General features: G+C 67.1%; 22 protein-coding genes and 2 pseudogenes. 16 read left to right on the forward strand and 8 right to left on the reverse strand.

Annotated features, from left to right (window positions below; all coding sequences use genetic code 11):
* Positions 1–110: 110 nt before the first annotated feature.
* Positions 111–920 (reverse strand): type I restriction enzyme HsdR N-terminal domain-containing protein, encoded by an 810-nt coding sequence (locus ACTOWK_RS08985; RefSeq protein WP_441329833.1) that lies wholly within the window; start codon positions 918–920, stop codon positions 111–113.
* Between the two features lie 117 nt (positions 921–1,037).
* Positions 1,038–1,538: a hypothetical protein gene (locus ACTOWK_RS08990; protein WP_441329834.1), complete on the reverse strand. Its 501-nt coding sequence runs from the start codon at positions 1,536–1,538 to the stop codon at positions 1,038–1,040.
* A gap of 310 nt (positions 1,539–1,848) precedes the next feature.
* Between ACTOWK_RS08990 and ACTOWK_RS08995 the strand changes: the two genes are divergently transcribed.
* Both ACTOWK_RS08995 and ACTOWK_RS09000 read left to right on the forward strand, forming a co-directional pair.
* Entirely contained in the window at positions 1,849–2,322 is a 474-nt protein-coding gene (locus ACTOWK_RS08995; RefSeq protein ID WP_441329835.1) for a hypothetical protein, read from the forward strand.
* Positions 2,323–2,409: 87 nt separating this feature from the next.
* Entirely contained in the window at positions 2,410–2,817 is a 408-nt protein-coding gene (locus tag ACTOWK_RS09000) for a type II toxin-antitoxin system PemK/MazF family toxin (RefSeq protein WP_441329836.1), read from the forward strand.
* Between the two features lie 61 nt (positions 2,818–2,878).
* On the opposite strand, the gene ACTOWK_RS09005 is transcribed toward ACTOWK_RS09000, so the two are convergent.
* A complete protein-coding gene (locus ACTOWK_RS09005) occupies positions 2,879–3,784 on the reverse strand; it encodes a LysR family transcriptional regulator (RefSeq protein WP_441329837.1) in 906 nt (301 codons plus the stop codon).
* A gap of 105 nt (positions 3,785–3,889) precedes the next feature.
* Here ACTOWK_RS09005 and ACTOWK_RS09010 point away from each other — a divergent pair, with 105 nt between their 5' ends.
* From ACTOWK_RS09010 to ACTOWK_RS09035, 6 genes and pseudogenes are all read left to right on the forward strand, one after another.
* Positions 3,890–4,480 carry a DUF1989 domain-containing protein gene (locus ACTOWK_RS09010; RefSeq protein ID WP_441329838.1) on the forward strand — a complete coding sequence of 197 codons (591 nt, stop codon included), beginning with the start codon at positions 3,890–3,892 and terminating at the stop codon, positions 4,478–4,480.
* 88 nt (positions 4,481–4,568) lie between these two features.
* Entirely contained in the window at positions 4,569–5,393 is an 825-nt protein-coding gene (gene speB / locus ACTOWK_RS09015) for an agmatinase (RefSeq protein WP_441329839.1), read from the forward strand.
* A 120-nt stretch (positions 5,394–5,513) separates the two neighbouring features.
* A complete protein-coding gene (locus ACTOWK_RS09020; protein WP_441329840.1) occupies positions 5,514–6,065 on the forward strand; it encodes a hypothetical protein in 552 nt (183 codons plus the stop codon).
* An 87-nt stretch (positions 6,066–6,152) separates the two neighbouring features.
* Positions 6,153–7,280: pseudogene (gene mltB / locus ACTOWK_RS09025) on the forward strand (lytic murein transglycosylase B); the annotation flags it as partial.
* 143 nt (positions 7,281–7,423) lie between these two features.
* Positions 7,424–9,046: a septal ring lytic transglycosylase RlpA family protein gene (locus tag ACTOWK_RS09030; protein ID WP_441329841.1), complete on the forward strand. Its 1,623-nt coding sequence runs from the start codon at positions 7,424–7,426 to the stop codon at positions 9,044–9,046.
* Between the two features lie 188 nt (positions 9,047–9,234).
* On the forward strand, positions 9,235–10,479 hold the full coding sequence (locus tag ACTOWK_RS09035) for a D-alanyl-D-alanine carboxypeptidase family protein (RefSeq protein WP_441329842.1): 1,245 nt from the start codon (positions 9,235–9,237) through the stop codon (positions 10,477–10,479).
* Positions 10,480–10,586: 107 nt separating this feature from the next.
* Here ACTOWK_RS09035 and ACTOWK_RS09040 read toward each other — a convergent pair whose 3' ends face one another.
* Positions 10,587–12,335: a hypothetical protein gene (locus ACTOWK_RS09040; protein ID WP_441329843.1), complete on the reverse strand. Its 1,749-nt coding sequence runs from the start codon at positions 12,333–12,335 to the stop codon at positions 10,587–10,589.
* Positions 12,336–12,650: 315 nt separating this feature from the next.
* The gene (locus ACTOWK_RS09045; protein WP_441329844.1) at positions 12,651–13,580 is read right to left on the reverse strand and encodes a hypothetical protein; all 930 of its coding nucleotides are present in this window, start codon (positions 13,578–13,580) and stop codon (positions 12,651–12,653) included.
* A 484-nt stretch (positions 13,581–14,064) separates the two neighbouring features.
* Between ACTOWK_RS09045 and ACTOWK_RS09050 the strand changes: the two genes are divergently transcribed.
* From ACTOWK_RS09050 to ACTOWK_RS09070, 5 genes are all read left to right on the forward strand, one after another.
* The gene (locus ACTOWK_RS09050) at positions 14,065–14,343 is read left to right on the forward strand and encodes a DUF493 family protein (protein WP_031372063.1); all 279 of its coding nucleotides are present in this window, start codon (positions 14,065–14,067) and stop codon (positions 14,341–14,343) included.
* Positions 14,343–15,023 (forward strand): lipoyl(octanoyl) transferase LipB, encoded by a 681-nt coding sequence (gene lipB, locus ACTOWK_RS09055; protein WP_408953753.1) that lies wholly within the window; start codon positions 14,343–14,345, stop codon positions 15,021–15,023. The genes ACTOWK_RS09050 and lipB overlap by 1 nt, the downstream gene beginning before the upstream one ends.
* 126 nt (positions 15,024–15,149) lie before the next feature.
* Positions 15,150–16,220, forward strand: a complete 1,071-nt coding sequence (gene lipA / locus ACTOWK_RS09060; protein ID WP_441329845.1) for a lipoyl synthase — start codon at positions 15,150–15,152, stop codon at positions 16,218–16,220.
* A gap of 381 nt (positions 16,221–16,601) precedes the next feature.
* Positions 16,602–18,815 carry a carboxy terminal-processing peptidase gene (locus tag ACTOWK_RS09065; RefSeq protein WP_441329846.1) on the forward strand — a complete coding sequence of 738 codons (2,214 nt, stop codon included), beginning with the start codon at positions 16,602–16,604 and terminating at the stop codon, positions 18,813–18,815.
* 305 nt (positions 18,816–19,120) lie between these two features.
* A complete protein-coding gene (locus tag ACTOWK_RS09070) occupies positions 19,121–19,948 on the forward strand; it encodes a bifunctional transcriptional activator/DNA repair enzyme AdaA (protein ID WP_441329847.1) in 828 nt (275 codons plus the stop codon).
* Positions 19,949–20,175: 227 nt separating this feature from the next.
* Here the strand turns inward: ACTOWK_RS09070 and ACTOWK_RS09075 are convergent, their stop codons facing one another.
* The gene (locus ACTOWK_RS09075; protein ID WP_051884961.1) at positions 20,176–20,679 is read right to left on the reverse strand and encodes an Lrp/AsnC family transcriptional regulator; all 504 of its coding nucleotides are present in this window, start codon (positions 20,677–20,679) and stop codon (positions 20,176–20,178) included.
* 166 nt (positions 20,680–20,845) lie between these two features.
* Between ACTOWK_RS09075 and ACTOWK_RS09080 the strand changes: the two genes are divergently transcribed.
* From ACTOWK_RS09080 to rarD, 3 genes and pseudogenes are all read left to right on the forward strand, one after another.
* Positions 20,846–21,331: a GNAT family N-acetyltransferase gene (locus tag ACTOWK_RS09080; protein ID WP_408952422.1), complete on the forward strand. Its 486-nt coding sequence runs from the start codon at positions 20,846–20,848 to the stop codon at positions 21,329–21,331.
* Positions 21,332–21,463: 132 nt separating this feature from the next.
* Positions 21,464–22,354: pseudogene (gene yedA, locus ACTOWK_RS09085) on the forward strand (drug/metabolite exporter YedA); the annotation flags it as partial.
* A gap of 89 nt (positions 22,355–22,443) precedes the next feature.
* A complete protein-coding gene (gene rarD, locus ACTOWK_RS09090) occupies positions 22,444–23,346 on the forward strand; it encodes an EamA family transporter RarD (protein ID WP_441329848.1) in 903 nt (300 codons plus the stop codon).
* Between the two features lie 334 nt (positions 23,347–23,680).
* Here rarD and ACTOWK_RS09095 read toward each other — a convergent pair whose 3' ends face one another.
* Complete coding sequence (locus ACTOWK_RS09095; protein ID WP_441329849.1) at positions 23,681–25,006, reverse strand: ABC transporter permease; 1,326 nt, start codon at positions 25,004–25,006, stop codon at positions 23,681–23,683.
* A gap of 10 nt (positions 25,007–25,016) precedes the next feature.
* On the reverse strand, positions 25,017–26,183 hold the full coding sequence (locus tag ACTOWK_RS09100) for an ABC transporter permease (RefSeq protein ID WP_441329850.1): 1,167 nt from the start codon (positions 26,181–26,183) through the stop codon (positions 25,017–25,019).
* Between the last annotated feature and the right edge of the window lie 8 nt (positions 26,184–26,191).

Genomic DNA, 26,191 nt, shown 5'->3' on the forward strand with positions numbered 1-26,191 from the left:
GACGGTCGCGCGAATCGTGGTGTTCCGCTGCCGTACCACCGCCTTGGACGATTCCGAGGCGGCGTGTCGAGAAGGTGAGGCCTTCCCGAATCATCCTTGTACGGCGGTGATCACTCGCTGATCGCGACATCGCTGTTTTCGATGGTCTGGTTGATCTTTGCCGGTTTGGCGGGAGTTGCGCGGAGCGCTGTTTTCGCCGCTTTCGCTATCTTCTTCCGGGCTTCGTCGGCTTTCTCGCCTTCGAGGACCTCCCGCTTGATGACTTCGTTGACCAACACCGCCTTGATCTGTTCCGAGTCGATGCGCACGTCCGGCGACAGCCGGCGCAACTCGCGCCGTATCACGTCGAGAACGCTGTCGGCCTGGAGCATCGCACCCACGAAGAAACGGGACAGCGCTTGGCGCTGCGTGTGGTACTCGCCTAGCACCGAACGTTGCCAGCCCTCCTTGCACCAAAGATGCAGCAGTTCTATATCCCGCTCGGTCCGCGGATTCAGTGCGCAGAAGTCGATTTCCAGGACGAGCTCCTGATCGATCGGCTTGGAGAACGTAAGCCGGTAGACGCGCCAGGTAATGCCGTTGGTGAGCAACACCCAATCAACGCCCTGGTTCGCGGCGTAGTCGATGGCTTGTTTGACGTGTTGATCTTTCAAGTCGAGGCCGATGGCCTTGACCTCGATCAAGGTCTGAAGCTGATTGTCGATCTTGATCGCAAGGTCGCAGAACGTACCGCGGATCGAATGCTCCGACGTCACGTCCGAATATTTGTCGTATCCGAAAACGTCGGCCAGCATGTCCTTGATGATCGTTACCGTATCGGCCTCCCCGACATCGCGCGCCCGAGCGGCCGCCAATATCGGTTGATAACGCTTGAGTCCGGCGACGAGTCGTTCAGCGACTTTCTTCGGTACCGTTGCCATTCGAAGCTCCTGAGGCCGAGGGAGGGCCTAACAGGCGGAACGCGAGTTCATGGCAGGATCGGACACTGTTTTCTGAATTTTCCCGGGCGATTGCCAAAGCCTGGGATGCCTGGGCCATCAAACGTCGCCTCGTACCCTGTGGAATTTGTCGATCTTCTCGACCTTGAACCAGAGCGCCTCGCCGTGAGCGACGGCGGTTGAGGTGGTGACGACGATCTCGTTGTCGGCCCTGAAGGTGTTCATGACGTAGCCGTCGTCTTCTTCGTCGACGATCGGCGTGCCCAGGACGGAAACGGTCCGGGCCCGATTGAAGTCGAAGCTCAGTTCGTACGGCAATACCCCGGCGAACTTGTCGTTCTGGCCGTTCTGATGCCGGTTGTAGAAATGGATGCCGCTGAGGATCCAGTGCCCATCGTCGCGCGGTTCTCCGATCTCCTCGCGGTAGACGTCGGCCACGGTGAAGATCAAGGCCAGACCGAGGTCGTCGAAATCGAGGTACTGAACGACGTCCGGGCCTTGCGGCCGCTCGATCATGCCGGCATCGGTGAGGTACCTGGCCAGGCTGGCCTGGGCGGAGGAGTGTCCGAGCAGATCGACGAGTCGGTTGCCATCAATCATGCGCTTGCTTCCTCGGTGGGTAGCGGCAGGTCTTGGCTCGAACACGCGGCAGCTGAACGATGTGGCTGCCAGTCCAAAGTCTAGGGCAGTTTCGGTCGTTGAAGTAGCTGGGCGGCCAGTCTCCGTCAGATGGCGCCCTGCGCTGCCCGGATCTTCAACGACGGTGCGTGCAGCGATGGCGGATGCATGGGGCAGTGCGGCGGGCGTTTGGCGATTGGCTGGGGATAGGATCGATGGCTGCCCGCCTCGCATGACGCAGGTTCGATAGCGAAGCGGCTAGACTGTCGAGCTCGTTAAGTCGGCAAGTTCGATGATCATCAGGACTGGCAAATCGGCATTCCGCAGCAAGGCGGAGCGGACTGCCTGGTATCACGTTGCCCTAGGCGTCGCGGTATCGCTGGCTGCGTTGTGCGGCTGGCGAGCGTCGCTGGAGCCGATGCCGACGCACTTCGAGTATTTGACGGGCGTGATTTCCAGTGCGGAAGTGCGCCGCTATGGTGTCGAGTTCTTCGTTGCCGGGCGAGAATTCGACTATCCGAGCATCCTGCCGGAGACCACGCTCGCGCGCAGCCTGCTCAAACCAGGCAATACGGCAACGGTCGGCTTTTCGCCGGCCGATCCCTCCGAGGTCTGGGCCCTCACCGTCAACGAGCGCGCGATCGTGCAGCCGAACGCGGCCCATCGAGCGCGCCTGAGCAACGGGAAGATAGCGTTCTGGCTTTTCGTCGTATTCTCGGTTTGCACCGGCATGCTTGGCTGGCGTTTCGTCAGGCAGTCCAGGTGATCTGCCTGATCGGGCGGAAACTGGGCTGGTCTGTTTCTCGGCCCGACCCGCTGACGAGCGAGAAGCGAACCGCAGGCATGCCGAGCGATGCATCCGATGGATAGAGAAGAGCAGGCCTGCCGCAGCGTTTTTCGCGGGACCGTGAACCGCGGAGACCTGTTCTGGGTGCCGCCGGACCCGTCCCGAGGCTCCGTGCCGGGTGTCGCGCATCCGCATCTGGTGGTGCAAGACGATCTGTTCAATCACTCGCGAATCAGCACCGTCGTCGTGTGCGCCTTGAGCTCCAATATCGGTCGTATCAGCGAGCCCGGCAACGTATTGCTCGAACTCGGCGAAGGCGGTCTGCTCAAGCAGAGCGTGGTGATCGTTTCGCAGGTGTCGTCGATTTACAAGGCGCGGTTGGGCGAACGCATCGGAGCCCTGTCGGAGGAACGCGTGGCTCAAGTGTTGGCGGGAATGCGCTTCCTGCAGGCCTCGTTCTTCAATCGTGGTTGATGCCGGCAGTCGATCGTTTTCGGGACGCGTACGTGCCTGAGCGATCTGCGGCGCACAGCCTTCAAGCGCTCGCCGTCGCCCCAGCCGCGAGCTCCGCCAGCAACGCGCGCACGCTCGGCGTCGCGGTCAAGGTCGGGCGGGTCAATGCCTGGATTTTCCGGCTGAGCGGTGCGCCGGCGGCGGTGCGCACCGCCACCGCGTCGGCGCTGGGGAAATCCAGGCCCAGTTGCGGGACGAAGCCGATCCCCAGGCCCGCGGCGACCATCCGCAGCATCAAGTCGTAGTCGTCGACGGTGTGGCTGATTCGCGGGGCGAAGCCTGCTGCGGCGCAGGCGCGTTCGGCGAGCAGGCCATCGTCGCTCTGGCGCGAGCCGACGATCCAATCTTCCTGCGCCAGCCGTTGCAGCGCGACCGGGCCGCGGCTGCGTCGCCAGTGCGGCGGCAGCGCCAGCAGCACCGGTTCTTCCAACAGTGCATGCGCGCTCAGGCCGGCGAGGTCGGGCCGCGGCACCAGGTTGTAGGCGAAGGTCAGGGCGAGGTGACAGCGGCCGTCGCGCACCGCTGCGATCGCGTCGGGCGATTCGAGTTCGCGCACCACCACGCGCAGGTCCGGGTAGCGTTCGCGGGCGCGCACGATCGCCGGCAACAGGTGGCGCTTGGCGTAGCTGGCGAAGCAGGCGACCTGCAATTCGCCTTGCGGGCGCTGGTCGGCGCCGCGCAGGTCCAGAGCGGCCGCTTCGACCGCTTGCAGGATCAGCTCGGCATGGGCGGCCAGCCGCTCGCCTTCGGCGGTCAGTTGCACGCGTCGGCCGATCGGTTCGAACAAGGCGACCCGCGCTTCCCGTTCCAAGGTCGCCAGTTGCTGCGACACCGCCGAGGACGTCATGCCGCAGGCCTGCGCGACCGCGGTCATGGTCCCGCGGTGGGCGAGCTCGCGCAGCAGGCGCAGTCGGGTCAGGTCGAACATAAAGAAAATCTAACAACTATCTTGAGTTTTGCGAAGTGGACCTGCGCAAATGCCCGGGCTAACGTCGCGTCAGCGATCGGCGGGGCCGGTCGGCGGAGGCGCGGCATGATCGAACGGCAACGGATCGCGGCGGCGAGCGGCGTCGGCCTGCGCCTGAAGCGCGGCCAAGCCCTACGTATCGTCGACAGCGAAGGCGGGCAGAGCGGCGATCTGGTCGCGTACTCCGCGGACGGCAGCGAGCGCCTGTCGAACGGGCGCAGCTTCGATTACGGCGGCAGCCTGCGGTTGTCGGCCGGCGCGGTGCTGTGGTCGGACCTGAGCCGGCCGATGCTGAGCATCGTCGAGGACGATGTCGGCCGCCACGATTTTCTGTACGCGGCCTGCAGCGCACCGATGTACCGCATGCAATACGGAGCGGTCGGCGATCATCGCAATTGCCACGACAATCTGTGCGCGGCCTTGCGTTCGCTCGGGTTGGCGCCGGAGCCGTTGCCGACGCCGTTCAATGTGTTCATGAACGTCGAAATCGAGGCCGACGGGCGCCTGCGCGTCGTGCCGCCGCGCTCGCGCGCCGGCGACTCGATCGTGTTGCGCGCGGAAATGGATCTGGCGATCGCGTTGTCCTCATGCCCGGCATCGGCGGCCAACGGCGGCGCCCCGGCGCGCGCGCTGGCCTACGAAGTGCTCGACGGCTGAGGCCGCCGCTTCGGGCCCCCTCTTCATCGCATCCGGCCGCCGCGCATCGCGACGGGCCGTTCCGTCTTCCTATCGCGAGTACACCGACATGATCGCGCTTTCGCTGCTCGGCATTCCCAACGACGACAACTCCTCGTATCTGAAAGGCACGGCCTTGGCGCCGCCGCTGATCCGCCGCGAGCTGCATTGCGATGCCTACAGCATCCGCAGCGAAACCGGCATCGATTTCGGCGAGGCCGGCCGGCTGATCGACCGTGGCGATCTGCGTTTCGACGGCGATGCCGATGCCTGGGAGGTGATCGAGCAGGGCGTCGACGCCGCGCTGGCCGGCGGTGGTCCGCTGTTGTGCCTGGGCGGCGATCACGCCATCACCCATCCGATCCTGCGTGCGGTGCGGCGTCGGCAGCCGCGATTGACCATCGTGCACATCGATGCGCATGCGGATCTGTACGACGCCTATCAGGGCAACCCGCGTTCGCATGCCTCGCCGTTCGCGCGGATCATGGAAGAAGGCCTGGCGGACCGGCTGATCCAGATCGGGCTGCGCACCATCAACGACGAGCATCGCGCGCAATTCAAGCGTTTCGGCGTGGAGGTGATCGAAGCGGCGGACTGGCGCGACGGCCTGCGCCTGGACCTGGACACGCCGGTCTACGTGTCGATCGACCTGGACGGGCTGGACCCGGCCTATGCGCCGGGCGTGTCGCACCGCGAGCCGGGCGGGGCCTCGCCGCGGCAGGTGATCGATCTGCTGCACGGCATCCGGCAACCGATCGTGGCCGGCGACATCGTCGAGTACAACCCGACCTGCGACATCTCCAATCTCACCGCGTTGGTGGCGGCGAAGTTGCTCAAGGAACTCGGCGGGATGATGATCAAGACCGCTGTCGGCGGCGAGCGGGCCACGGCGTAGCCGAAGCTTGTTCAGTGCCGTACCAGTCGTGCAAACCGTCTTGTCGTGGAGCGGCATTGCAAGGCGGTTGATCGCCGGGCGGAATCGGGCGAACTTGATGCGGTCTCCGCGGACTTCTGCATGTCGTCGATCTGGCTCCCTTCCACCGGCACTCTGCGCTACGGCCCGCCGCTGGGCCGCGGCGGCCACACCCGCCGCGACGGCGGCAGCACCTTGTGGTGGCTGATCGTGGAGGGCGATCTCGAACTCGGCCGCTATCTGCGCCACCAGTTCTGGATCGGCCATCGCCGCACGCGCAGCCTGCAGGCGCCGTTGTGGGGGACGCATATCTCGGTCGTCCGCGGCGAGACGCCACCGAAGCCGGTGGCCTGGAAACGCCTCGACGGCGCGAGGTTGGCGTTCGATTACGACCCCGATGCACAGCAGGCCCAGGGCTATGTCTGGTGCCCGGTGCGTTGCCCCGCGTTGCTCGATCTGCGCGAGGAACTCGGTCTGGCGCGCGAGCCGCAACCGGCGCTGCACCTCACCATCGGCAACGCCCTGCTCGGACGGGGCGGGGTGAGCGACCGGCTCGGCTTGCGACGGCGGTTGCGAGGAGCGCTGTTCATGTTGAGCATGACGATGCGGGCGTCGCCGCCGCCTCGCGCCGCCGCCTCCGATTCGACAACCTGACATGAATAAAATCGGTTAAGTCCCGCAAACCCAAGGTTTTTTGCCCCGCTTTCGCGTGCTAACCTCGCCGCGATGACCCGACGCCAAATTGCCCGTCGCGCCTTGTTTTGCGCACTCACGATCGCCCTGGCTGCCTGCGCCACGCAGACGCCGCCGATCCCCACGTCTACCCTTGCGGCCGCCCCGGCGCCGAAACCGGCGGCCCCGGTCGCCGCGCCGACGCCCGTCGTCGGCACGCCCGCGCTGCCCGACCCGGTCAAGCCGATGCCGCTGGAGCAGGCGCGCGCCGAGTTCGTGCGCGATACCGCCAGCCGCTACGGCGTCGATCCGGTCTATATCGAATCGGTGCTGGCCAAGGCGCAGATCCGCGAGGGCATCGTCGCGGCGATGTCGCGCCCGGCCGAGGCCAAGCCGTGGCGGGACTATCGCCCGATCTTCATCACCCAGGCCCGCATCGACGGCGGCCAGGCCTTCCTGGGCGAGCATCGTGCGCAACTGGCGCGGGTCGAAGCCGCGACCGGCGTGCCGGCCGAGATCATCGTCTCGATCATCGGCGTGGAAACCAGCTTCGGCAAAAACACCGGCAAGTACTCGGTGGTCGACGCGCTCTACACCCTGGCGTTCGCCTATCCGCGCAGCGGCGACCCGGCCAAGGCCGATCGCGAGAACCGCCGCGAGGCCTTCTTCCGCGGCGAGCTGGCGCAGTTGTTCGCGCTCGGCAAGGAAGAGCAGATCGACGTCACCACCCTGACCGGCAGCTACGCCGGGGCGATGGGCTGGGGCCAGTTCATGCCGTCGAGCTATCGCGAGTTCGCGGTCGACGGCAATGCCGACGGCAAGCGCAATCTGTTCACCGATCTCGACGACGTGTTCTTCTCGGTCGCCAACTACTTCGTCAAGAAGGGCGGCTGGGTGCGCGGCGGCCCGGTGACGGTGCGCGCCAATCGCGACGCGACCGCGCAGGACTTCGCACCCGAAAGCATGGACCCGGTGTATTCGCTCAGCGACCTGGCCGCGCGCGGCTACCGTCCGCTGAGCACGGTGGCGCCGACCGAGACCGCGACGCTGCTGAACCTCGACGGCGTCAACGGTCCCGAATATTGGCTCGGTTTCCGCAATTTCTACGCGATCACCCGCTACAACATCTCCAAGCATTACGCGATGGCGGTGTACCAGCTGGCCGAGGCGATCGCCGGACGGGAGAATCCCTTGGCCACCGATATCGCCACTCCGCCCGCCGCGCTGGCCCAGCCCGCCGGTTCTGCAGGGAACGCGCCTGCAGGCAATGTTCCTGCAGGCAACGCTCCCGCAGCCAAAGCCCCCGCAGCCAAGGCGCCGCATGCATGGACAGGCCGGGCATGAGCGGGTCGGGCACGAAGCGGCCGCCGATCGTGTCGATCGGGCGGCTGGCCGCCGCCTTCCTGCCATTGGCCCTGGCCGCCTGCGCCAGCGCACCGAAGAAGGGCTCCTCCGAAGCCCTGGCCCTGCCGGAACGCGATCGCGTCCACGCCAGCGGCCTGCCGTCGGCGCACTCGCAGGGCGGGCGCAAGAAATCGCCGTACGCGGCGGCCCAGGAAGACCTGAGCAAACGCGGCAACTACAAAGCCGGCGGCTTGTACGCGCCGGGCGTGTCCGACACCACCCCGGACTACATTCCCGACGTCGACGCGATTCCCGAACCCGAAGTCGTCGCCGAGGCGCGCTCGCAGTTCGGCAACCGCTCGCCGTACAAGGTGCTCGGCAAGAGCTACAAGGTGCTCGATTCGCACGAGGACTATCTCGAGCGCGGCACGGCGTCTTATTACGGCCAGAAGTTCCACGGCCGGCGCACCTCCAACCTGGAGGTGTACGACATGTACGCCTTCACCGCCGCGCACAAGTCGCTGCCGCTGCCGAGCTTCGCCCGCGTCACCAACCTCGACAACGGCAAGTCGGTGACCGTGCGCGTCAACGATCGCGGCCCGTTCCACGACGGCCGTGTGATCGATCTCAGCTACGCCGCCGCGGTCAAGCTCGGCATCACCCAGCGCGGCACCGGCCGGGTCGAGGTGCGCGCCCTGCATCCGGGCGACGCGGCGCCGCCGGTCTATGCCAGCGCCGCCAACAACCCGCCGCCGGCCGTGGCCAAGCCGAGCTCGCCGTCGGCGATCGACCGGTTGGTCTCGGCCATGCCGATCGCCAGCGCCAACGCCGGCGAACTGCCGCCGGGCGTGCGCATCGCCACCGGCAAGCCGGCCACCCTGGCCTCGGCGCCGGCCGCAGCTGCGGTCAAGACCACGGTCGCGACCGGCAAGCCGGCCGCTTCCGCTGCCGCAGTCAAGCCGGCGACGACGGTCGCTGCGGCCAAGCCATCGGCCGGTTCGGGCGGCAAGCTGTTGCCGGGCAACGACTACCGCTTCGACATGATGCAGAACGGCAAGTCGATGACGGCCGACGAGTTCGACACCTGGATGAAGTCGCGCCAGGTCCGTGTCGCCACCGGCAAGGGCGCCGAGATCGCCCCGCCGAAGCCGCTGACCCGGGCCGAACAGCGCGCCATGGCCAAGCAGCAGAAAGAGCAGGCCCGCGCCCTGGCCGCCGCGCAGAAAGCGGCCAAAAAGGCCGGCAAGCTTCCGCCCGCGACCGCCGTCGCCGCCGCATCGGCCGCGACCCTGCCTGTGCCGGCCGCCGCGCCGCCGCCGCCGAGCCCGTCCAAGGCCGCGGCCGTGGTCGCCGCCGCGGTCGAAGGCAATGCCGCGCCCAGCGGTAGCGACGTGACCCTGCAGGTCGCCAGTTTCTCGGCGCGCAGCAATGCCGACCGGGCCCTGTCGATGCTGCGCGGGGCCGGTATCGGCGACGCTCGCCTGCTCGACGGCAACGCCTCCAACGGCCAGAAAGTCTGGCGTTTGCGGGTCGGCCCGCTGCAGGCCTCGGCCGCGCCGGAACTCGCGGCGCGTATCGTCGGTCTGGGGTTCGGACAGCCGCAGCGCGTGCGCGATTGATCGATTCATGCCGCCCCCGGCGCCGCCAGCGGCTGCAGCGGCCGCGCATCTGAGGCAGGATGCACGGTTTCGCGGAACGGGAAGGATCGCCCGGTCCGGCAATTTCAGCGGCGCGCGCCAGGACGGCCGCGCCGGATATCACCCAACACCTTGGCCGGCGCAGCGCCGGCTCCCGGAGTAGTTCAACGATGAAAGCCCGTTTCACCCCGCGCGCCGCCGCCTTCGCCGCGCTGACCTCGGCCTTCCTGGTCACCACCGTCGCCGGCGTCGCCTCGGCCTGGGCGCAGACGCCCGCCGCCGCGACCGCCGCGCCGGCCGCCGCGCGACCGGCCAGCGACGCCTTGCCGGTGCCGCCGCCGCCGACCATCCAGGGCTCCGCCTGGGTGCTGATGGATGCCGCCAGCGGCAACATCCTGGCCAGCAAGGACGCCGACGTGCGGGTCGAGCCGGCCAGCATCACCAAGGTCATGACCAGCTACGTGATCGCCGCCGAAATGGCCGGCGGCAAGGTCAAGGACACCGACCAGGTGATGATGACCGAGAACGCCTGGCGCAAGGGCGGCGCGGCCACCGACGGCAGCTACTCCGGCTTCGAGGTCAACAAGACCGCGGCCCTGGTCGACATGGAAAAGGGCATGGTGGTGCAGTCCGGCAACGACGCCGCGATCGCCCTGGCCGAGCACGTCGCCGGCAGCGAAGACGCCTTCGCCGCGCTGATGAACCAGTACGCCGCGCGCATCGGCCTGAAGGGCTCGCACTTCGTCAATCCGCACGGGCTGTCGGACCCGAACCATTATTCGACCGCGCACGACCTGGCCCTGCTCGGTCGCGCCCTGATCCACGATTTCCCGGTCGCGTATTCGTACAACAAGATCAAGGAACTCAAGGTCGGGCCGATCACCCAGCCCAACCGCAACCTGCTGCTGTGGCGCGATTCCACGGTCGACGGCATCAAGACCGGCCACCACTCCAAGGCCGGCTACTGCCTGATGGCCTCGGCCCAGCGCGGCGACCAGCGCCTGATCTCGGTGGTGATGGGCTCGACCTCCGAAGCCCAGCGCGCGACCGACAGCCAGGCGCTGCTCAACTGGGGTTTCCGGTTCTACGAGACCCACAAGCTCTACGACACCGGCAAGGTGATCGCCAAGCAGAAGGTCTGGAAGGGCCAGGCCGACGAAGTGCAGTTCGGCGTCGCCGAGCCGATGCTGGTCAGCGTGCCGCGCGGCAAGTACGCCCAGCTCAAGCCGAGCATCGACGTGCCCAAGACCCTGGTCGCACCGATCAAGAAGGGCCAGGCCATCGGCACGGTCAAGGTCATGCTCGACGGCAAGGTCGTGGCCCAGCGTCCGCTGGTCGCCATCGCCGCGGTCGAGGAAGGCGGTTTCTTCAAGCGCCTGTGGGACGAGTTCTGGATGTGGTGGGAGTCGGAGTGACCGATCGCCTGCGGCGATGCCACAAACAGTAAACGCAACGAGCCGGCATTGCCGGCTCGTTGCGTTTCAGGGCCCTGCGCAGCGCGCGCCGGCCAGCAACGGGCCGATCACGGAATCCCGTTCATCGACATCGCCACGTCGGTGGCGCGCGAGTACTCTTCGTAGTCGACGTAGAGCTGGTTGATCACGCAGCCGTTGTCGTTGTCGCGCGGCAACACGGCCATCTCCGCGCCGAGGTTGCGGTTGGCTTCTTTCGAGATCAGCCACACCCCGGTCGGCGGGGTCAGCGTCCACGACAACAGGAACTGGTCGCAGGGCAGTTCGCGCTGGTCGACGCAGAAGCCGTCGTAGGCCCGGAACTTGGCGATCTGGTCGGTGCTCATGGTGTCGTAGCTGGTCGTGTTCGAGTACTGGTCGTAGACGCGAAGATCGCCGAGTTCGGCCGTGGGCGAGTTGGAGTCGCGATAGACCCAGATGCCCGCGGCCGGGATGCGCACGGGATAGTCGTCGTCGCACACCACCAGGACCACGCCGGAATGGCGCAGGAATTCGCCCAGGGGAATGTCCGACAGGCGCGCGTCCTGCGGCAGGTGCATGAACAACCAGCGACCGAGCTTGTCCTGCAGCAGTTCGACGAGTTGTTCGTAAACGCCGTCGGTGAACTTGGCATAGTGCGAGAACTTCAGCACGACCAGCTCGCGATGGCCTTCCTTCATGAAGCGCTCGACGTCGCCGACGATCTCCGCCAAGGCCGGCCCGGTGATCGGCCCGTGGCTGACGTACAGCGCGCTGCCGTCCCATTTGGGGCGTAGGTCGAAGTAGCGGATGCCGTTGCCGAGCTGTTGATACAAGTCGAGATTCTGGGTCTTGCCGAGCGACATCAGCACACCGTGCTGGTACATGCCGGCGTCGTGCGAGGCGCCGGTGGTCAGTCGCGGCAGAGTGAGATCGCCAAGCACCCGCAGGTGATCCTGCATCCAGCGCGAACGGTCGACGATGCGCGAAGTCGACGCCCACAGCGCGTTGAAGTTTTCCGATTCGTGCACCTGGATCGCCATGCCGCCGCTGCAGGCGACGCAAGGCCGCACGCCGTCGTCGAAGTGCACCGCTTCGGCGGCCCAGTCGATGCTCTTGCCGCGGATCTTGCCGAAACGTTGCAGCAAGGTCTTCTTGTCGGTGGATTCGTAGACGGCGAGGACCTCGCCTTCCGCGGTCAGCGCGACCGAAGCGCGGCTGCCGCTGTCGAACCGGGTCGGCGGCCCCCAGGCGATGCCGTCGAGGCCGAGTTTGCCGATGCGATAGTGCAAGTCGGAGTTCGATTCGTTGCCGCGCACCATCACCACGTCGTTCTGGGCGTTGATCGCGATGCTCGGCTGGGTGCCGACATCCAGATAGGTGTTGCCCAGCCAGACGATCGCGCCGCCGTCCTCGTCGAAGCCGCCCAGGTTGTACCAGATCTTGGAATTCCAGCGCGATTCGTGAACCTCGACGACGGCTTGCCGATTCATCGCCACGCACGGGGCTTCGCCGCTGGCGTATTTGACGGCGTCGCCGAACACGATGCCGTCGTCCTCCCAGACGCCGACGCGGCAATACAGGTCGGGGCCGGTATCGGAGCGGTGCACCTCGACCACCCGGCGGCCGTCGATGGCGACGCCCGGTTCCGCGCCTTCGCCATAGGCGACGCTGTCGTCCCATTCGATCGCCATCTGCCGCAGATGGCCGGTGCGGTAATTCAGGTCGTTGTCGTCCGCCGATTCGTGGACTTCGATGATGCGTCCGTCGCGACCCAGGGCGACACGGGCGTGGATGCCTTTTTCGTACTCGAGACCGAGGCCAAAGAACACATTCTTCATGAGCGGGTTTCCTGCGAACGTAGCGGAGGACGTCGAGGCGAGTCGTCCGGCCCTCGCCACACGGGACGCATGCACCGGCCGATGCCGGTGCGGCACCCGTGTTAAGCGTTTCGCAGGGGAATTTGTGAAGCCGCGCGGCTGCGCGCGCCGGCCATGCTCGGCAGCGGTCGCGTCATCCACGGTGATCGGGATGAGGCCGCGCGGCCCGTGCCTGTCGATGGCGAAGCCGCGGCGCGATGGCCGAAGGGTTGCGACCAACCCGCGGCGGAACCGCGTCGCGGGTATTGGCGCCGCCGTGCGGCGCTCGATCGCGCGCTACCGCTTTGCGAGCGGCAACTTGGCGATCACCGCGGCGCGGACCTTCGTCGCCAGGGCGTGGAAGCCCGCCTCGGTCGGGTGCATCTCGTCGAACCACTGGTTTTCCGCGGTCAGGGTGCCGCGCAGGTCGACGTAGTCGAAGCGCCCGGCGAAGCGCGCATCGTGTTTGAGCTCGCGCAGCACGTGGCGCTCGAAGCCGTCGATCAGCATGCGCCCGAAGCGCCGCCGTTCGTCCGGGGTCTTGGCCGGGTCGGCGTGTACGACGGCGTTGATGTGCGGCCCGATCCACGGCCCGACGCTTTTCTTCAGCAGCGCGGCGACGCCGATATTGCCCGGCGTCAGCGCGCCGGGCCGCCCGATCAATTGCGGGTAGTCGTAGCTGTGGGCGAGGATCGGCGCGCTCGGCCTGGCCGCCAGCGCCGCCTGTAGAAACAGCGCATAGGCCTGGCGCACGCGCTCGTACTTGCCAGTGTCGAGCACGCGCTGGAAGGCGGCTTCGGCCGACAGGTTCTGCTGGCCGGCGAAGGTGCGCTTGAGGAACTGGTCGACGAAGTCGTTGCCGCCGGCGCTGAGCAGGATCAGGTCGAACTCGAACTTGCCGTACCAGCCGATGATGTCCTCGATGTTCTCGGGCACGAACATCGAACGCTTGGGATGGTCCTCGTTGCGCGAGGCGTGGTCGCCGCTATGTTCGGCGCGGAAGAACAGGCCGCCCCGGCCGAGCAGCGGAATGCCGCGCTCCTCGTCCTCGGGCGCCGGCGAGACGATCCAGTCGAGCAGGTTCATCGCCAGCGGCGTGGAGAACCACGAATCGCCTTCACAAAAGATCACCGGCGTGCGTTCCAACAGACGAGCGCGCTTGAGCGAGGTGTAGAGATTGCGGAACTGACCGCGCAAGGGCAGGGCGACGGATTGGCTGGCGGGCATGGTCGTTCCTTGTGAGCGGGCGGTGGACCGTGGGTAAAAATACCGCCTGTTCGACTCATTCGTTGAGAACGGCAGCGCTGCCGGCGCAAGGCCAGTTTTGGCGCTGAATACGCGCGTTGGGAGCGGTGCCGGATTCAGATTTCAGTTATACGAACAGACTGGCAGGAGCGCCGACTGCCAATCGGCATAGTCGCGGCTTGCGCCGCTCCTACCCCGGGTCGATGCGACGCAATGTTTCATTGCGATACCGTGTCCATGCCTGCATAGGAGCGGCGCAAGCCGCGACCGCGTACCTTCCGCTTGCCGCGTTCCGTGGGTTCAGGCGCGGAACCTCGGCTTTACCGAACATCAGCGGTGCCCATCAGCGCGCGCCGTTTCGACCCGGACAGGGGCTGAATCGCGGTTTCGGTCCGTTCCACCCCCGGCACGCCGCCGTCCCATCCCTGCGCTTGGGTTGCCCCGCCACGAGACCCATAATGGCGGCATGGACATTCATTCCGACAACCCCGACCACGGCTTCCAGTTCCCGGGCTCGTTCGAGCTCAGCGCGATGGGAGCGGCCGACGCCGGCTTGGAGCGCGAACTGCCGCAGCTGCTGTTCCAGGCCGGGATCAGCGTGGAAACCGAAACCATCCAGTGGAAGCATTCCTCGACCGGCAAATACGTGTCGGTACGGTTGAGCTTCCGCGCCGAGAACCGCGAGCAGTACGACCTGGCCCACCAGGTCTTGCGCGAGCACCCGGAAGTGAAGTGGACGCTGTAATCGACGCCGTCGCCGCCGTGCTCGGCGGCGTCAGCGCGCCGCCGCGCGCGCAGTTGCGCGACCTCGGCCGGCAACCGTACGAGCCGGTCTGGCGCGCGATGCAGGCCTTCACCGACGCCCGCGACGCCGACACCCCCGACGAGCTGTGGCTGGTCGAGCACGATCCGGTGTTCACTCTTGGCCAGGCCGGCAAGGACGAGCACGTGCTGATGCCGGGCGATATCCCGGTGATCCACGTCGATCGCGGCGGCCAGGTGACCTATCACGGCCCCGGCCAGATCGTGCTGTACCCGCTGCTGGACCTGCGCCGGCTCAAGGTCGGCGTGCGCGAGTACGTCGACCGCATCGAGCAGGCGGTGATCGACACCCTGGCCGAGTGGAACATCGAGGGCGCCCGCCGCGACGGCGCCCCCGGCGTCTACGTGGCCGGGGCCAAGGTCATGGCCCTGGGCATCCGGGTCCGCCGCGGCTGCACTTTCCACGGTCTGGCCTTCAATATCGCCATGGACCTGGAGCCGTATCGGCGCATCAATCCCTGTGGTTACCAGGGGTTGCAGGTGACCTCGGTGGTAGACTTGGGCGGCCCCTCGGGCCTGGATCAGGTCAAGCCGGTGCTGGTCGCGCAGCTTGCGCGCCAGTTCGGACTGACGGTCGAGGATGCGGCGCCGTTGAGCTTTTGATTTCCGCAGGGCGGATGAGGGCGCGCATATCCGCCAGCTGCCGCGACTCGCGGTAGCCATGCCCTCACCCCAGCCCTCTCCCGCTCGCGGGGGAGGGAGCCAACCGCCAAGAGTCGAAGCAACGTCATGACCAACCCCGTCTCCAAGTCCATCCCGCTCACCGTCGTCAGCGGCGGCGCGCCCGAGGCGCTCGTGCCGGCGGTGCTGGAGTCGACCACCATGACGCCCGGCGCCAAGCAGATCGGCAGCGACAAGATCAGCCGCTCGCCGGTGCAGTTCGCCGACGTGCCGGCGCTGCGCAAGCCGTCGTGGATCCGGGTGCGCATCCCCTCGGGCAACTCGGTCGCCCAGCTCAAGGCGAAGCTGCGCGAGAACCGCCTGGTCACCGTCTGCGAAGAAGCCAGCTGCCCGAACATCCACGAGTGCTTCAGCCACGGCACCGCGACTTTCATGATCCTCGGCGAGGTCTGCACGCGCCGTTGCTCGTTCTGCGACGTCGCCCACGGCCGGCCCAAGCCGCCGGATGCGAGCGAGCCGGCCAACCTGGCCCGCACCGTCGCCGACATGGGCCTGAAGTACGTGGTCATCACCAGCGTCGACCGCGACGACCTGCGCGACGGCGGCGCCCAGCATTTCGTCGACTGCATCGCCGCGGTCCGCAGCGAAAGCCCGCGCACCAAGATCGAGATCCTCACCCCTGACTTCCGCGGCAAGGGCCGGATGGAGCGCGCGCTGGAGATCCTCAACAGCAATCCGCCGGACGTGTTCAACCACAACGTCGAGACGGTGCCGGACCTGTACACCAACGTCCGCCCCGGCGCCGACTACCAGTGGTCGCTGACCCTGCTGCAGAAGTTCAAGGCCCAGCACCCGCAGGTCGCGACCAAGTCCGGGATCATGCTCGGCCTCGGCGAGACCATGGAACAGGTCCAGGCGACCCTGCGCGACCTGCGCGCGCACGACGTCGACATGATCACCATCGGCCAGTACCTGCAGCCGACCGCGCACCACCACCCGGTGCTGCGTTACTGGACCCCGGAAGAGTTCAAGGAACTCGAGGTGTACGGCCTGTCGCTGGGCTTCACCCACGTCGCTTCCGGCCCGCTGGTGCGTTCCTCGTACCACGCCGACCGCCAGGCGATCGAAGCCGGCTTCGCCGAAACCTCGAACGACTGGACCGACCGCGCCGCGGTCTGATCCTGCGCGGCTCGTCCGAGCCGCACGGCGGCCGGGGCCGCCTCGAATGCCGGCCCGCGCAACGCCGGCCGGCGGATGTCGCCGACAGCGGGTCGCCGGTCGCAGCGACCGGCGCCGTGCCTTCGCGCAACATCGCTCCAGTGGCACAGTCTGGTCCCGTCGCGACGGCCGGGACGGCCCGGCACGAACGCCGAAACAGGCGTTTGCCGGCCGCGATAACGACTCGCTAACGCCGATCACGGTCAAACTGAACCGCTTTCACGCCGATAACGGCGATTCGCGCGTTACGGGCGTGACAGGGCCGGCAACTTTCGGCACTGTGGTCTTGTCCAAAGCCGCTACATCCTAGACATCGGCCCTCTTGGCCGAGAAGACTTCGCGATGACCCTCAAGAACAAGCGTGCCGTTACCCTGCTAGCAGGCTTCCTGCTGACCGCTCCGCTGGCGCTGCTCGCGCGGCCCGATGCGGTCACCTCTCCCAAAGCCTCGACGGCATTGCCGAGTGCGCCGACCGCGGATCAGACCACGGCGGCGAAACTCGTCTACGGCCTGTTGTCCGACAGCCGCTACGCCTACCGGCCGCGCGCGCTCGACGATGCGCTGTCGGCCGACATGTACAAGCGTTATCTCGAATCGCTGGACGGCGGCAAGCAGTTCTTCAGCGCGGTCGACATCGCCCGCTTCGACGCCAGCAAGAACAAGCTCGACGACGCGATCAAGAGCGGCGATCTGTCGCCGGCCTACGCCATCTTCGCCACCTACAAGCAACGCGTCGACGAACGCGTCGCCTACGCGCGCGGCCTGCTCAAGCAGCCCGCCGGTTTCGAGTTCACCGGCAACGACCGCTACGACTACGACCGCAAGGACGCGCCCTGGGTCGCCGACACCGCCGCGCTCGACGCGCTGTGGAAGCAGTCGGTGCGCAACGACTGGCTGCGCCTGAAGCTGGCCGGCAAGAAGCCCGAAGACATCGCCAAGACCCTCGACAAGCGCTACGCCAACATGGCCAAGGGCATCGCCGAGCTCAAGGGCGAGGACGTCTTCCAGACCTTCGTCAACAGCTACGCCAATGCGATCGACCCGCATACCGACTACCTGACGCCTAAGTCGGCCGACAACTTCAACATGACCATGTCGCTGTCGCTCGACGGCATCGGCGCGCAGTTGCAGAAGCAGGACGACGTGGTCGCGATCCGCGAAGTGATCCCGGGCGGCCCGGCCGCGCGCAGCAACCTGCTCAAGGCCGGCGACCGCATCGTCGGCGTGGGCCAGGGCGACAGCGGCGCGATGGAAGACGTGATCGGCTGGCGCATCGACGACGTGGTCGCCAAGATCCGCGGCTCCAAGGGCACCAAGGTGCGCCTGGACGTGGTGCCGGCCGAATCGGGCCTGGACAGCAAACCGAACCGCATCGTGCTGGTGCGCGACAAGGTGCGCCTGGAAGACCAGGCCGCCAAGTCCGAGGTCATCGACATTCCCGCCGCCGGCGACGCGCCGGCCAAGCGCATCGGCGTGATCAAGCTGCCGGGCTTCTATCAGGACTTCGAAGGCCGCCGCAAGAACGCCAACGACTACGCCTCGGCCACCCGCGACGTCGCCAAGCTGCTGACCAAGCTGCGCGCCGACAAGGTCGACGGCGTGGTCCTCGACCTGCGCAACAACGGCGGCGGCTCGCTCAACGAAGCCATCGAGCTCACCGGTCTGTTCATCGACCGCGGCCCGGTCGTGCAGGTGCGCGAATCCGGTGGCCGAGTCAGCGTCGAAGGCGACAGCGACACCGGCATCGCCTGGGAAGGCCCACTCGCGGTGCTGATCAACCGCGGCTCGGCCTCGGCCTCGGAGATCTTCGCCGGCGCGATCCAGGACTACGGCCGCGGCCTGGTCATCGGCGAGACCACCTTCGGCAAGGGCACGGTGCAGAACCTGGTCGATCTCGACCGCTGGCCGGCCAACGAAGGCCCGCGCTTCGGCCAGGTCAAGCTGACCATCGCCCAGTTCTTCCGCGTCAGCGGCGGCTCGACCCAGAACAAGGGCGTAGTGCCCGATCTGGCGTTCCCGGTGTCGGTCGACGCCACCGAGTACGGCGAGAGCACCTACGACAACGCCCTGCCGTGGACCAAGATCGCCGCCGTGCCGCATACGAGCTACGGCAACTTCGCACCGCTGCTGCCCAAGCTGGAGACGCTGCACAGCAGCCGTATCGCCGGCGACAAGGAGTTCCAGTGGTGGTCGCAGGACGTCGCTCAGTTCCGCGAAGAGCGCGCCAAGAAGTGGATCTCGCTTAACGAGGCCGAGCGCCGCGCCGAGCGCGATCGCGACGACGTCAAGCGCAAGCAGCGCCAGGCCGAACGCAAGCAACTGGGCCTGGAGCTCGATCCGCTGGCCGACGATGCCAACGACGACGGCCTCGCCGCCGCCGAGCGCGACATCGCCAAGGACGCGGCGCGCGAAAAGCTGGCCGAGAAGCGTCCGGATCCGTTGCTGCGCGAGTCGGCCTCGATCCTCGCCGACGCGGTGCGCCTGCTCAACAACGACCGTCAGCTGTCGGCGCAGGTGCTGCCGACCGCGACCATGCCGGGACACTGGGCCGACTGAGCCGGTTAGACATCGCAAGACGAAAAGCGCGCCCGGGTGGCGCGCTTTTTTTTGCGTCGCGGTGACCCCATGGCGGCGTTTCGAGCAACGCAGAAGGGGCGCGGGGCGCCGCGGGGATCGCTTTGGAGCATCGGTCGCTACCGCGCAATTCCCAGCTCGCCGCGCCGGTCGGTTCGCCCGGCGCGGCCCGTACTATCCCGATGGATCGCGGTCGGCGTCCCTTATGAATCGCGGCCGAAAATCCGACCCCGCATCGTGCAAGATCCGGATAGCGAGGCCCCGACCGCGGGCCTAGTCTGTCGGCTATGAACAGCAAACCCCACAACGACAAACTCGAACAGGCCCGTGCGCTGCTCGATGGCGGCGAACCTTCCCTGAGCGAACTGGCCGAGCAAGTCGGCCTCAGCCCTTCGCACCTGCAACGGCGTTTCAGCGCGCGCTTCGGCCTCAGCCCGGCCGAATACCTGGCTCAGCGCAAGCTCGGCAGCCTGCGTTCGGCGTTGCGCGAAGGCCACGACGTCAGCGCGGCGTTGTACGACGCCGGCTACGGCTCGCCGTCGCGGGTCTACGAAAGCGGCGCGGCCAAGCTCGGCATGACCCCGGGACGCTACCGCGCCGGCGGCGCCGGCGAGCAGATCCGCTGGAGCCTGGCGCCGACCGCGATCGGCACCGCGCTGGTCGCCACCACCGCGCGCGGCATCTGCATGGTCGAGCTCGGCGATGACCCGCAGGCGCTGGAGGCCAAGTTGCGCAGCGAGTTCCCGCAGGCGCTGCTGGAGCGCGTCGATGCCGGCCGCGACGAATTCCTCGCCCCGCGTCTGCGAGCAGTCGCCGATACCCTGGGCGGGCAGGGCCATGCCGTGCCGCTGGACCTGATCGGTACCGCCTTCCAGAAGAAGGTCTGGGACGCGCTGATGAGGATTCCGGCCGGACAGACCCGCAGCTATGCGCAGATCGCCGAACAGGTCGGTGCGCCGCGTGGCGCGCGCGCGGTGGCGCAGGCCTGCGCCAACAACCGCGTTGCCGTGGTCGTGCCCTGCCATCGCGTGGTGCGCGGCGACGGTTCGCTGGGCGGCTACCGCTGGGGCCTGCCGCTCAAGGAGCGCCTGTTGCAGCGCGAGCGGGCGGCCTAAGAGCCGGGACTCGGGTTTCGGGACCTAAGAGCCGGGACTCGGGACTCGGGACTCGCAAGAGCAGCCGCGTCCAAGCCGAGGTGGTGCTCGCTCCTGCTTTTACGAGTCCCAAGTCCCGAAACCCAAGTCCCGACAAGCCGAGTCCCGAAACCCAAGTCCCGACAAGCCGAGTCCCGACAAGCCGAGTCCCCAGTCCCGAGTCCCGAGTCCCGAGTCCCGGCCAGAGCTCACCCCCTGCGCTTGCGCGCCGCTCGCGGCGCATCGCGGGTCGGCAGCTCCAGGCCGTGCTTGACCACGTCGAATACCAGGTGGGTGTCGTAGCGCTTGATGTTGCCCTCGTCGAGGAACAACCGGTCGACCACCTGGCGGCAATGCGAGACCCCGGTCGTGGCCAGGATCACCAGGTAATCCCACTCGCCGGCGAGGGTGTAGCACTGCTGCACCTCGGGCGCGGCGCGCACGCGGGCATGGAAGGCCGCGTGGCGTTCGGCCGATTCGCGCTCCATCGTCACCCAGACCGCGGCCAGGGTGCTGCCGAGCGACAGCGGGTCCAGCACCGCGACCTGGCGCATCAGGCCTTCCTGGCGGTAGCGGGTCATGCGCCGCTGGACCGCGCTCGGCGACAGCCCGATGGCGTCGCCGAGCTCGCTCAGGGTCGCCGAGGCGTCGCGCTGCAGCAGTTCGAGCAGCTTGTGGTCGAACTCGTCCAAAACCAGGGGTGGGGTGCTCATGCAAGATTTTTGCGTTGATGCGGGCAAATATTCAACCGCAATTTGACTGACATCGATACGCTATTCACGATCCCGTCGCATGAGGAATTTTTATGTGCGCGATCGCTCCCCCGACCTATTCGATACGGACGCCCCCGGGATGTCCCGGTACGTGATGCAAGCTGCAATGCCCGAGCAGGTTGGCGAGATTCTCGCGCTGATCCGCGAACACGGCCCCAATCCCTGGAATTTCCTGCCCGACGTCGAGCTCGCCGCGCATTTGTCGGCGATCCGGCGAGGAAGAACGCAGGCGGTCGTCGCTTTGCACGACGGAGAAATTGTGGCCGTCGTCACATTTGAGCCGAGCGATGCCTTTCATCGCTACCAGCCCTCCGGTCGCGAGATCGAATGGCAGGGTCATGTCGGCGAAGTCGTAGTGCACCGCGGTCACCGCGGCCAAGGACTCGGCACTCGATTGTTGAAGGCGGCGGTCTCGCGCCTGTTGCAGATGGGTTTGATCGAGATCTACGTCGAGCGCCACGAGGAAAACCAAGGTTCGGCCGGAATGATGCGCAAGGCCGGCTTCGTGGTGATCGACGTGTTCGACGATCCGCGTCGCCGCGACGTCGGCAGCCGCAGGACGGCGGTGTCGCGTTACGGGCCGCATCCCTGATCGACGGCGGCGCGGTTGCGATCGCGACGCCGGTGTTCGCCGTTCCTCGTACCGACCCGAACGTACCCCACCACCGGCCGACCCGCGTCGTCCGTCCCTTCGCTGTTGCTCTTTCCCCCCGGAATCCGCGTCATGAGCGCCGTGTCACCGACCGTTGAACGACTGGCCCCTGGCGCCCTCGCGGTCGCCCTCGCCCTGGGGTCGGTCTATGTCCTGTGGGGATCGACCTTCCTGGCGATCCGCTTCGCACTCGAAAGCTATCCGCCGTTCCTGCTCGGCGCCGCGCGCATGTTCCTCGCCGGCGCGATCATGTACGTGGTGCTGCGCTGGCGCGCAGTGCCGTCGCCGAGCCGCAAGCAATGGCGCACGTTGGGCCTGCTGTCGATCTGGATGGTGCTGCTGTCCAACGGCCTGGTGAACCTGGCCGAGACCGAGGTCGATTCCGGCCTCGCGGCGATCGCCGTCGCCTCGATGCCGTTGTTCGCCGGCGTGTTCGCGATGCTGCGCGGGCGCCATCCTTCGAGGATCGAATGGGTCGGCCTGGCGATCGGATTTCTCGGGGTGATCTGGCTCAACGCCGGCAGCAAGCTGTCGGCCTCGACCCTCGGCCTGGTCTGCCTGACCGTCGCACCGATCGCCTGGGCCTGGGGCTCGATCTGGAGCCGCGACCAGGACCTGCCGTCGCCGTTCATGGCCGCGAGTGCGCAGATGCTGACCGGCAGCCTGTGGATGCTCGGCGCCGCGGTGGTGACCGGCGAGCGCATCACCACCATGCCGACCTGGGCCGCGACCAGCGCGATGCTGTACCTGGTCGTCGCCGGTTCGATCTTCGGTTTCACCGCCTACATCTGGCTGCTGCACCACGTGCGCCCGGTGCTGGCGACCAGCTATGCCTACGTCAATCCGCCGATCGCGGTGTTGTTCGGCGCCTTGCTCGGCGGCGAGCGTTTCACCTCGCACGACCTCGGCGCGATGGCGGTGATCCTGGTCGGCGTCGTCATCATTACCCTGGCCCGCGCGCGCACGGCCAAGCCGGTTGCGGCGGCGGCCGAGGCGATCGGCCCGCCGGATCCTGTCGAACCGATCGCCGCGACAGAAAAGGAAGTACGCGCATGAATGCCGCCACCGACCGCCGCGGGCTCTGGATCGCGGTCGCCTCGTTCGTCCTGTGGGGCCTGATGCCGTTGTACTGGCATCTGCTCAAGGCGGTGCCGTCGCTGCAGATCGTCGCCCACCGTGTCGTCTGGAGCACCTTGCTGGTCGCTGCCTGGCTGGGCTGGACCCTCGGCCGGCATTGGCTGCGCGAGGTCCTGCGCCAGCCGCGCAAGGCCGCCATGCTCGGGGTCAGCGGCGCCTTGATCGCCTTCAATTGGGGCCTCTACATCTGGGCGGTCAACGCCGGGCATGTGATCGAGACCAGCCTGGGCTATTTCATCGGCCCGCTGGTCAGCGTGATGCTCGGCGTGGTCTTTCTCGGCGAGCGCCTGCGCACCGCGCAATGGATTGCGATCGTCTTCGCCTTCGCCGGCGTGGCCTGGCTGACCTTCGATTACGGCCGGCCGCCGTTGATCGCCATCGGCCTGGCGGTGTCGTTCGCCTTGTACGGGCTGATCCGCAAGCTGGTCGCGGTCGAGGCGGTGACCGGCCTCGGCGTGGAGAACGTCTATCTGTTCGTTCCGGCCCTGGCCTTGATGCTGTGGGGCGAAACCCACGGCCAGGGCAGCTTCATCGGCGGCTGGGGGCTCGGTACCGCGTTGCTGCTGGTGACTGCGGGCGCGCTGACCGCGCTGCCGCTGATCGGTTTCGCCTATGCGGTACGGCGCGTGTCGCTGACCGCGATCGGCCTGCTGCAATACGTCGCCCCGACCCTGCAGTTCCTGATCGGCGTGTTGATCCTGCGCGAACCGTTCAACGCCGAGCGCGCGATCGGCTTCGTCATCATCTGGGTCGGCCTGATGATCTTCGCCGGCGAAGGCGTGCTGCGTTCGCGGCGGGTGGCGGTGGCTACGGCTTGAGGGCTGGCTGGGCGGTTTGATGTCGCGAAGGGCGATTTCGCTCAAGGGCGAATCTTTTTCGCTTAAGAGCACATCCCCCATCCCCCCTTTTTCAAAGGGGGGGCTCCACCTCGAAGTAACGGAGTGCTTCAAGGGTGCTGCTTCTGGGCAGCCATCGGCTATCGAAACGCCACGACTCCACGAAACCGACCGAAGCATTCCCCCCTTTGGAAGGGGGGCAGGGGGGATTTGCTCTCGCTCGCCAGCGATCGAACCCTCACCAACGAACCAGCACCAACAAAAAGCCCCCTTCGCGAGAAGGGGGCTTGGTCTTCGCCAAACGATGGCGCGAAACCTACAGCGCGCGTAAAGCCGAGGTCACCGGCAGATTGGCTGCGCGCAACGCCGGGAACAAGCCGCCGACGAAGCCGATCGCCAGCGCCCACTTCAGGCCGCTCCACAGCAGTTCGCCGGTGACACGGAAGTCGAAGGTCAGCTGGCCGACGCCGCCGGCGATGGTCGAGGCGGTGTAGCCGTTGAAGATCAGCCACGCCAAGGCGCCGCCGATCACTCCGCCGAGCAAGGCCAGCAACATCGTTTCCAGCATCACCGCCACCACCACCGGGACGCCGCGAAAGCCGATCGCGCGCAGGGTCGCGATCTCTCTCGCGCGCGTCGCCACCGTGGCGAACATGGTGTTGAGCGCGCCGAACACCGCGCCGATCGCCATGATCGAGCCGACCACGATGCCGATCACCCGGATCACCTTGGTCATGGTTTCGGACTGCTTGGCGAAATACTCGGCGGTGGTGGTGGTGTCGACCTGCAGGCGCGGGTCGCCGGCCAGGGCCGCCTTGAAGCTCTTGAACTGCTTGGCGTCGCTGAGCTTGGCGATGACCGAGTTGCGCGAAGCGCCGCGACGGTAGGTCGACGCGACCATCTCCGCGTCGGCCCACAGCTCCGAGTCCATCGCATCGCCGGAACGGAACACGCCGACCACGGTCCACAGTTCGCTGCCGAGGCGGATCTGCTTGCCGACCTGCATGCCGTTGAACTGGCGCACCGCGCCGCTGCCGACCACGACTTCGCGTTTGCCGGATTCGAACTTGCGGCCTTCCACGATCTTGAGCTGCGGGCGCACGTCGAAGGCGCGGTCGCCGACGCCGCGCAACTGCACGCTGCCGTCCTCGTCGGGCGCGCCGCCCTTGATCGGCAGGTTCGCCGCGACCACCGTCTCGGCCGAGGCCAGCGGACGGCCGTCGGCGCTGCGGGCGATGCCCGGCGCTTGTTGGATGACGTTGATGCTGTCCAGGCTCAGGGTCGACATGACCTCGGCCGCGGACGCACCGCGCAGGACGATGACGCTGTCGTCGCTGCCGGTGCGGCGCAGCGTTTGCTGATAGCCCTCGGCCATCGACAGCATCGCCACCAGCACCGCAACCACGCCGGCGATGCCGATCACCACCACCGACGACGAGCCCAGGCGCTGGCTCAGGGTGCTGATGCCGACGCCGGCCACCGAGGCGGCCTGGCGGCCGCTGCGAGCGAGGAACATCCACAGTGCGAACAGCGCGGCCAGGCCGAGCAGGGCCGGCCACGGCAGCATCGACCAGGCGACGAGGCCGGCGACCAGGGCCACGAATACGGCCAGGCCGCGCGCGAACGATTTGAGTCTCTTCATTGCATTCTCCTCAGCGTCCGGCCAATGCATCGACGATGTTCAGGCGCATCGCCCGGATCGCCGGCAAGGCGCCGACCAGCAGGCCGATGGCGATCATCAGGCCAAGGCCCAGCGACCAACTGTTGAGGCCGATCGGCGGCACGCTGATCGCGCCGCCGCTGGCGGTGCTGACGATCGGGCCGAGCACGCCGGCGATGGCCACGCCGATGACGCCGCCGATCAACATCAGCAGCACCGATTCGGCCAACACCAGCCACAGCACGCTGTGGCTGGAAAAGCCGATCGTCTTCAACACTGCCAGCTCCGAGGTACGCTCGCGCACCGCCTGGGCCATGGTGTTGCCGGTCAGCAGGACCAAGGTGAAGAACACCGCGCCCATGATCGAACCGACGATCAGGCCGATGTCGGCCATCTGCTTCATCCAGCTGGCCGAGGCCGCCGCTTCGGTCTGGGTCTTGGACTCGTGGTCGGAGTTGGCCGAGATCGCGTCGATGGCCTTGGCGATGCGGTCGGCCTGGTTCACGTCCTTGACCTCGGTGACGTACCAGCCGACCTGGCCGGTGTTGTAGGGCGTGGAATCGTCGAAGTACTTCCAGTGCAGCAGGATCATCTGGTCGAACCAGGCCCCGGATTTCTTGTCGGTGGCCGAGATCACCCCGGAGATGTCGAAAATCCAGTTCTTGCTGCCGTCGCGGTTCGGAAAGATCGTCGATTGCAGCGGCAGTTTCTGCCCGACCTTCCAGTTGAAGCGCTTCATCAGGCCTTCGCCGACCAGCACGCCGGTGCGGGTGGCCTCGAAGGCTTTGCGCTGGGCTTTGTCGACGGCGATTTCCGGGTACAGGTCCAGGTAATTCGGCGCCACCGCGAAGCTGAAGATCTGGTTGTGCGGGTCCTGGTAGGCGCCGCCGAACCAGTTCGCGTACGACACCTGGCTGACGCCCGGCACCAGGCCGATGCGGTCGTTGAGCGACATCGGCAGCGGTTGGATGAAGGACAGGCGCGAGCCGGTCTGCAGGCGCTTGGCGCCGTTGGCGCTGTTGCCGGCCTGCTCGAAACTCTCGCGCACGCCGTCGAGCAGGCCGAACAGCAGGAACGCGGCGATGATCGACAGCAGGGTCAGCAGCGTGCGCGTCTTGCGACGCATCAGCTCCGCCCAGATCAGATGGAAATATTTCATGAGGGCCG

The sequence above is a fragment of the Lysobacter sp. CA196 genome (assembly GCF_052078695.1).
In the GTDB taxonomy this organism is placed as follows: domain Bacteria; phylum Pseudomonadota; class Gammaproteobacteria; order Xanthomonadales; family Xanthomonadaceae; genus Lysobacter.

What these genes read in the sequence shown, in the direction of transcription:
- ACTOWK_RS08985 (WP_441329833.1), bottom strand. Translation starts at nt 920, where the DNA reads ATGGCAACGGTACCGAAGAAAGTCGCTGAACGACTCGTCGCCGGACTC.
- ACTOWK_RS08990 (WP_441329834.1), bottom strand. Translation starts at nt 1,538, where the DNA reads ATGATTGATGGCAACCGACTCGTCGATCTGCTCGGACACTCCTCCGCC.
- ACTOWK_RS08995 (WP_441329835.1), top strand. Translation starts at nt 1,849, where the DNA reads ATGATCATCAGGACTGGCAAATCGGCATTCCGCAGCAAGGCGGAGCGG.
- ACTOWK_RS09000 (WP_441329836.1), top strand. Translation starts at nt 2,410, where the DNA reads ATGCATCCGATGGATAGAGAAGAGCAGGCCTGCCGCAGCGTTTTTCGC.
- ACTOWK_RS09005 (WP_441329837.1), bottom strand. Translation starts at nt 3,784, where the DNA reads ATGTTCGACCTGACCCGACTGCGCCTGCTGCGCGAGCTCGCCCACCGC.
- ACTOWK_RS09010 (WP_441329838.1), top strand. Translation starts at nt 3,890, where the DNA reads ATGATCGAACGGCAACGGATCGCGGCGGCGAGCGGCGTCGGCCTGCGC.
- speB (WP_441329839.1), top strand. Translation starts at nt 4,569, where the DNA reads ATGATCGCGCTTTCGCTGCTCGGCATTCCCAACGACGACAACTCCTCG.
- ACTOWK_RS09020 (WP_441329840.1), top strand. Translation starts at nt 5,514, where the DNA reads ATGTCGTCGATCTGGCTCCCTTCCACCGGCACTCTGCGCTACGGCCCG.
- ACTOWK_RS09030 (WP_441329841.1), top strand. Translation starts at nt 7,424, where the DNA reads ATGAGCGGGTCGGGCACGAAGCGGCCGCCGATCGTGTCGATCGGGCGG.
- ACTOWK_RS09035 (WP_441329842.1), top strand. Translation starts at nt 9,235, where the DNA reads ATGAAAGCCCGTTTCACCCCGCGCGCCGCCGCCTTCGCCGCGCTGACC.
- ACTOWK_RS09040 (WP_441329843.1), bottom strand. Translation starts at nt 12,335, where the DNA reads ATGAAGAATGTGTTCTTTGGCCTCGGTCTCGAGTACGAAAAAGGCATC.
- ACTOWK_RS09045 (WP_441329844.1), bottom strand. Translation starts at nt 13,580, where the DNA reads ATGCCCGCCAGCCAATCCGTCGCCCTGCCCTTGCGCGGTCAGTTCCGC.
- ACTOWK_RS09050 (WP_031372063.1), top strand. Translation starts at nt 14,065, where the DNA reads ATGGACATTCATTCCGACAACCCCGACCACGGCTTCCAGTTCCCGGGC.
- lipA (WP_441329845.1), top strand. Translation starts at nt 15,150, where the DNA reads ATGACCAACCCCGTCTCCAAGTCCATCCCGCTCACCGTCGTCAGCGGC.
- ACTOWK_RS09065 (WP_441329846.1), top strand. Translation starts at nt 16,602, where the DNA reads ATGACCCTCAAGAACAAGCGTGCCGTTACCCTGCTAGCAGGCTTCCTG.
- ACTOWK_RS09070 (WP_441329847.1), top strand. Translation starts at nt 19,121, where the DNA reads ATGAACAGCAAACCCCACAACGACAAACTCGAACAGGCCCGTGCGCTG.
- ACTOWK_RS09075 (WP_051884961.1), bottom strand. Translation starts at nt 20,679, where the DNA reads ATGAGCACCCCACCCCTGGTTTTGGACGAGTTCGACCACAAGCTGCTC.
- ACTOWK_RS09080 (WP_408952422.1), top strand. Translation starts at nt 20,846, where the DNA reads ATGCCCGAGCAGGTTGGCGAGATTCTCGCGCTGATCCGCGAACACGGC.
- rarD (WP_441329848.1), top strand. Translation starts at nt 22,444, where the DNA reads ATGAATGCCGCCACCGACCGCCGCGGGCTCTGGATCGCGGTCGCCTCG.
- ACTOWK_RS09095 (WP_441329849.1), bottom strand. Translation starts at nt 25,006, where the DNA reads ATGAAGAGACTCAAATCGTTCGCGCGCGGCCTGGCCGTATTCGTGGCC.
- ACTOWK_RS09100 (WP_441329850.1), bottom strand. Translation starts at nt 26,183, where the DNA reads ATGAAATATTTCCATCTGATCTGGGCGGAGCTGATGCGTCGCAAGACG.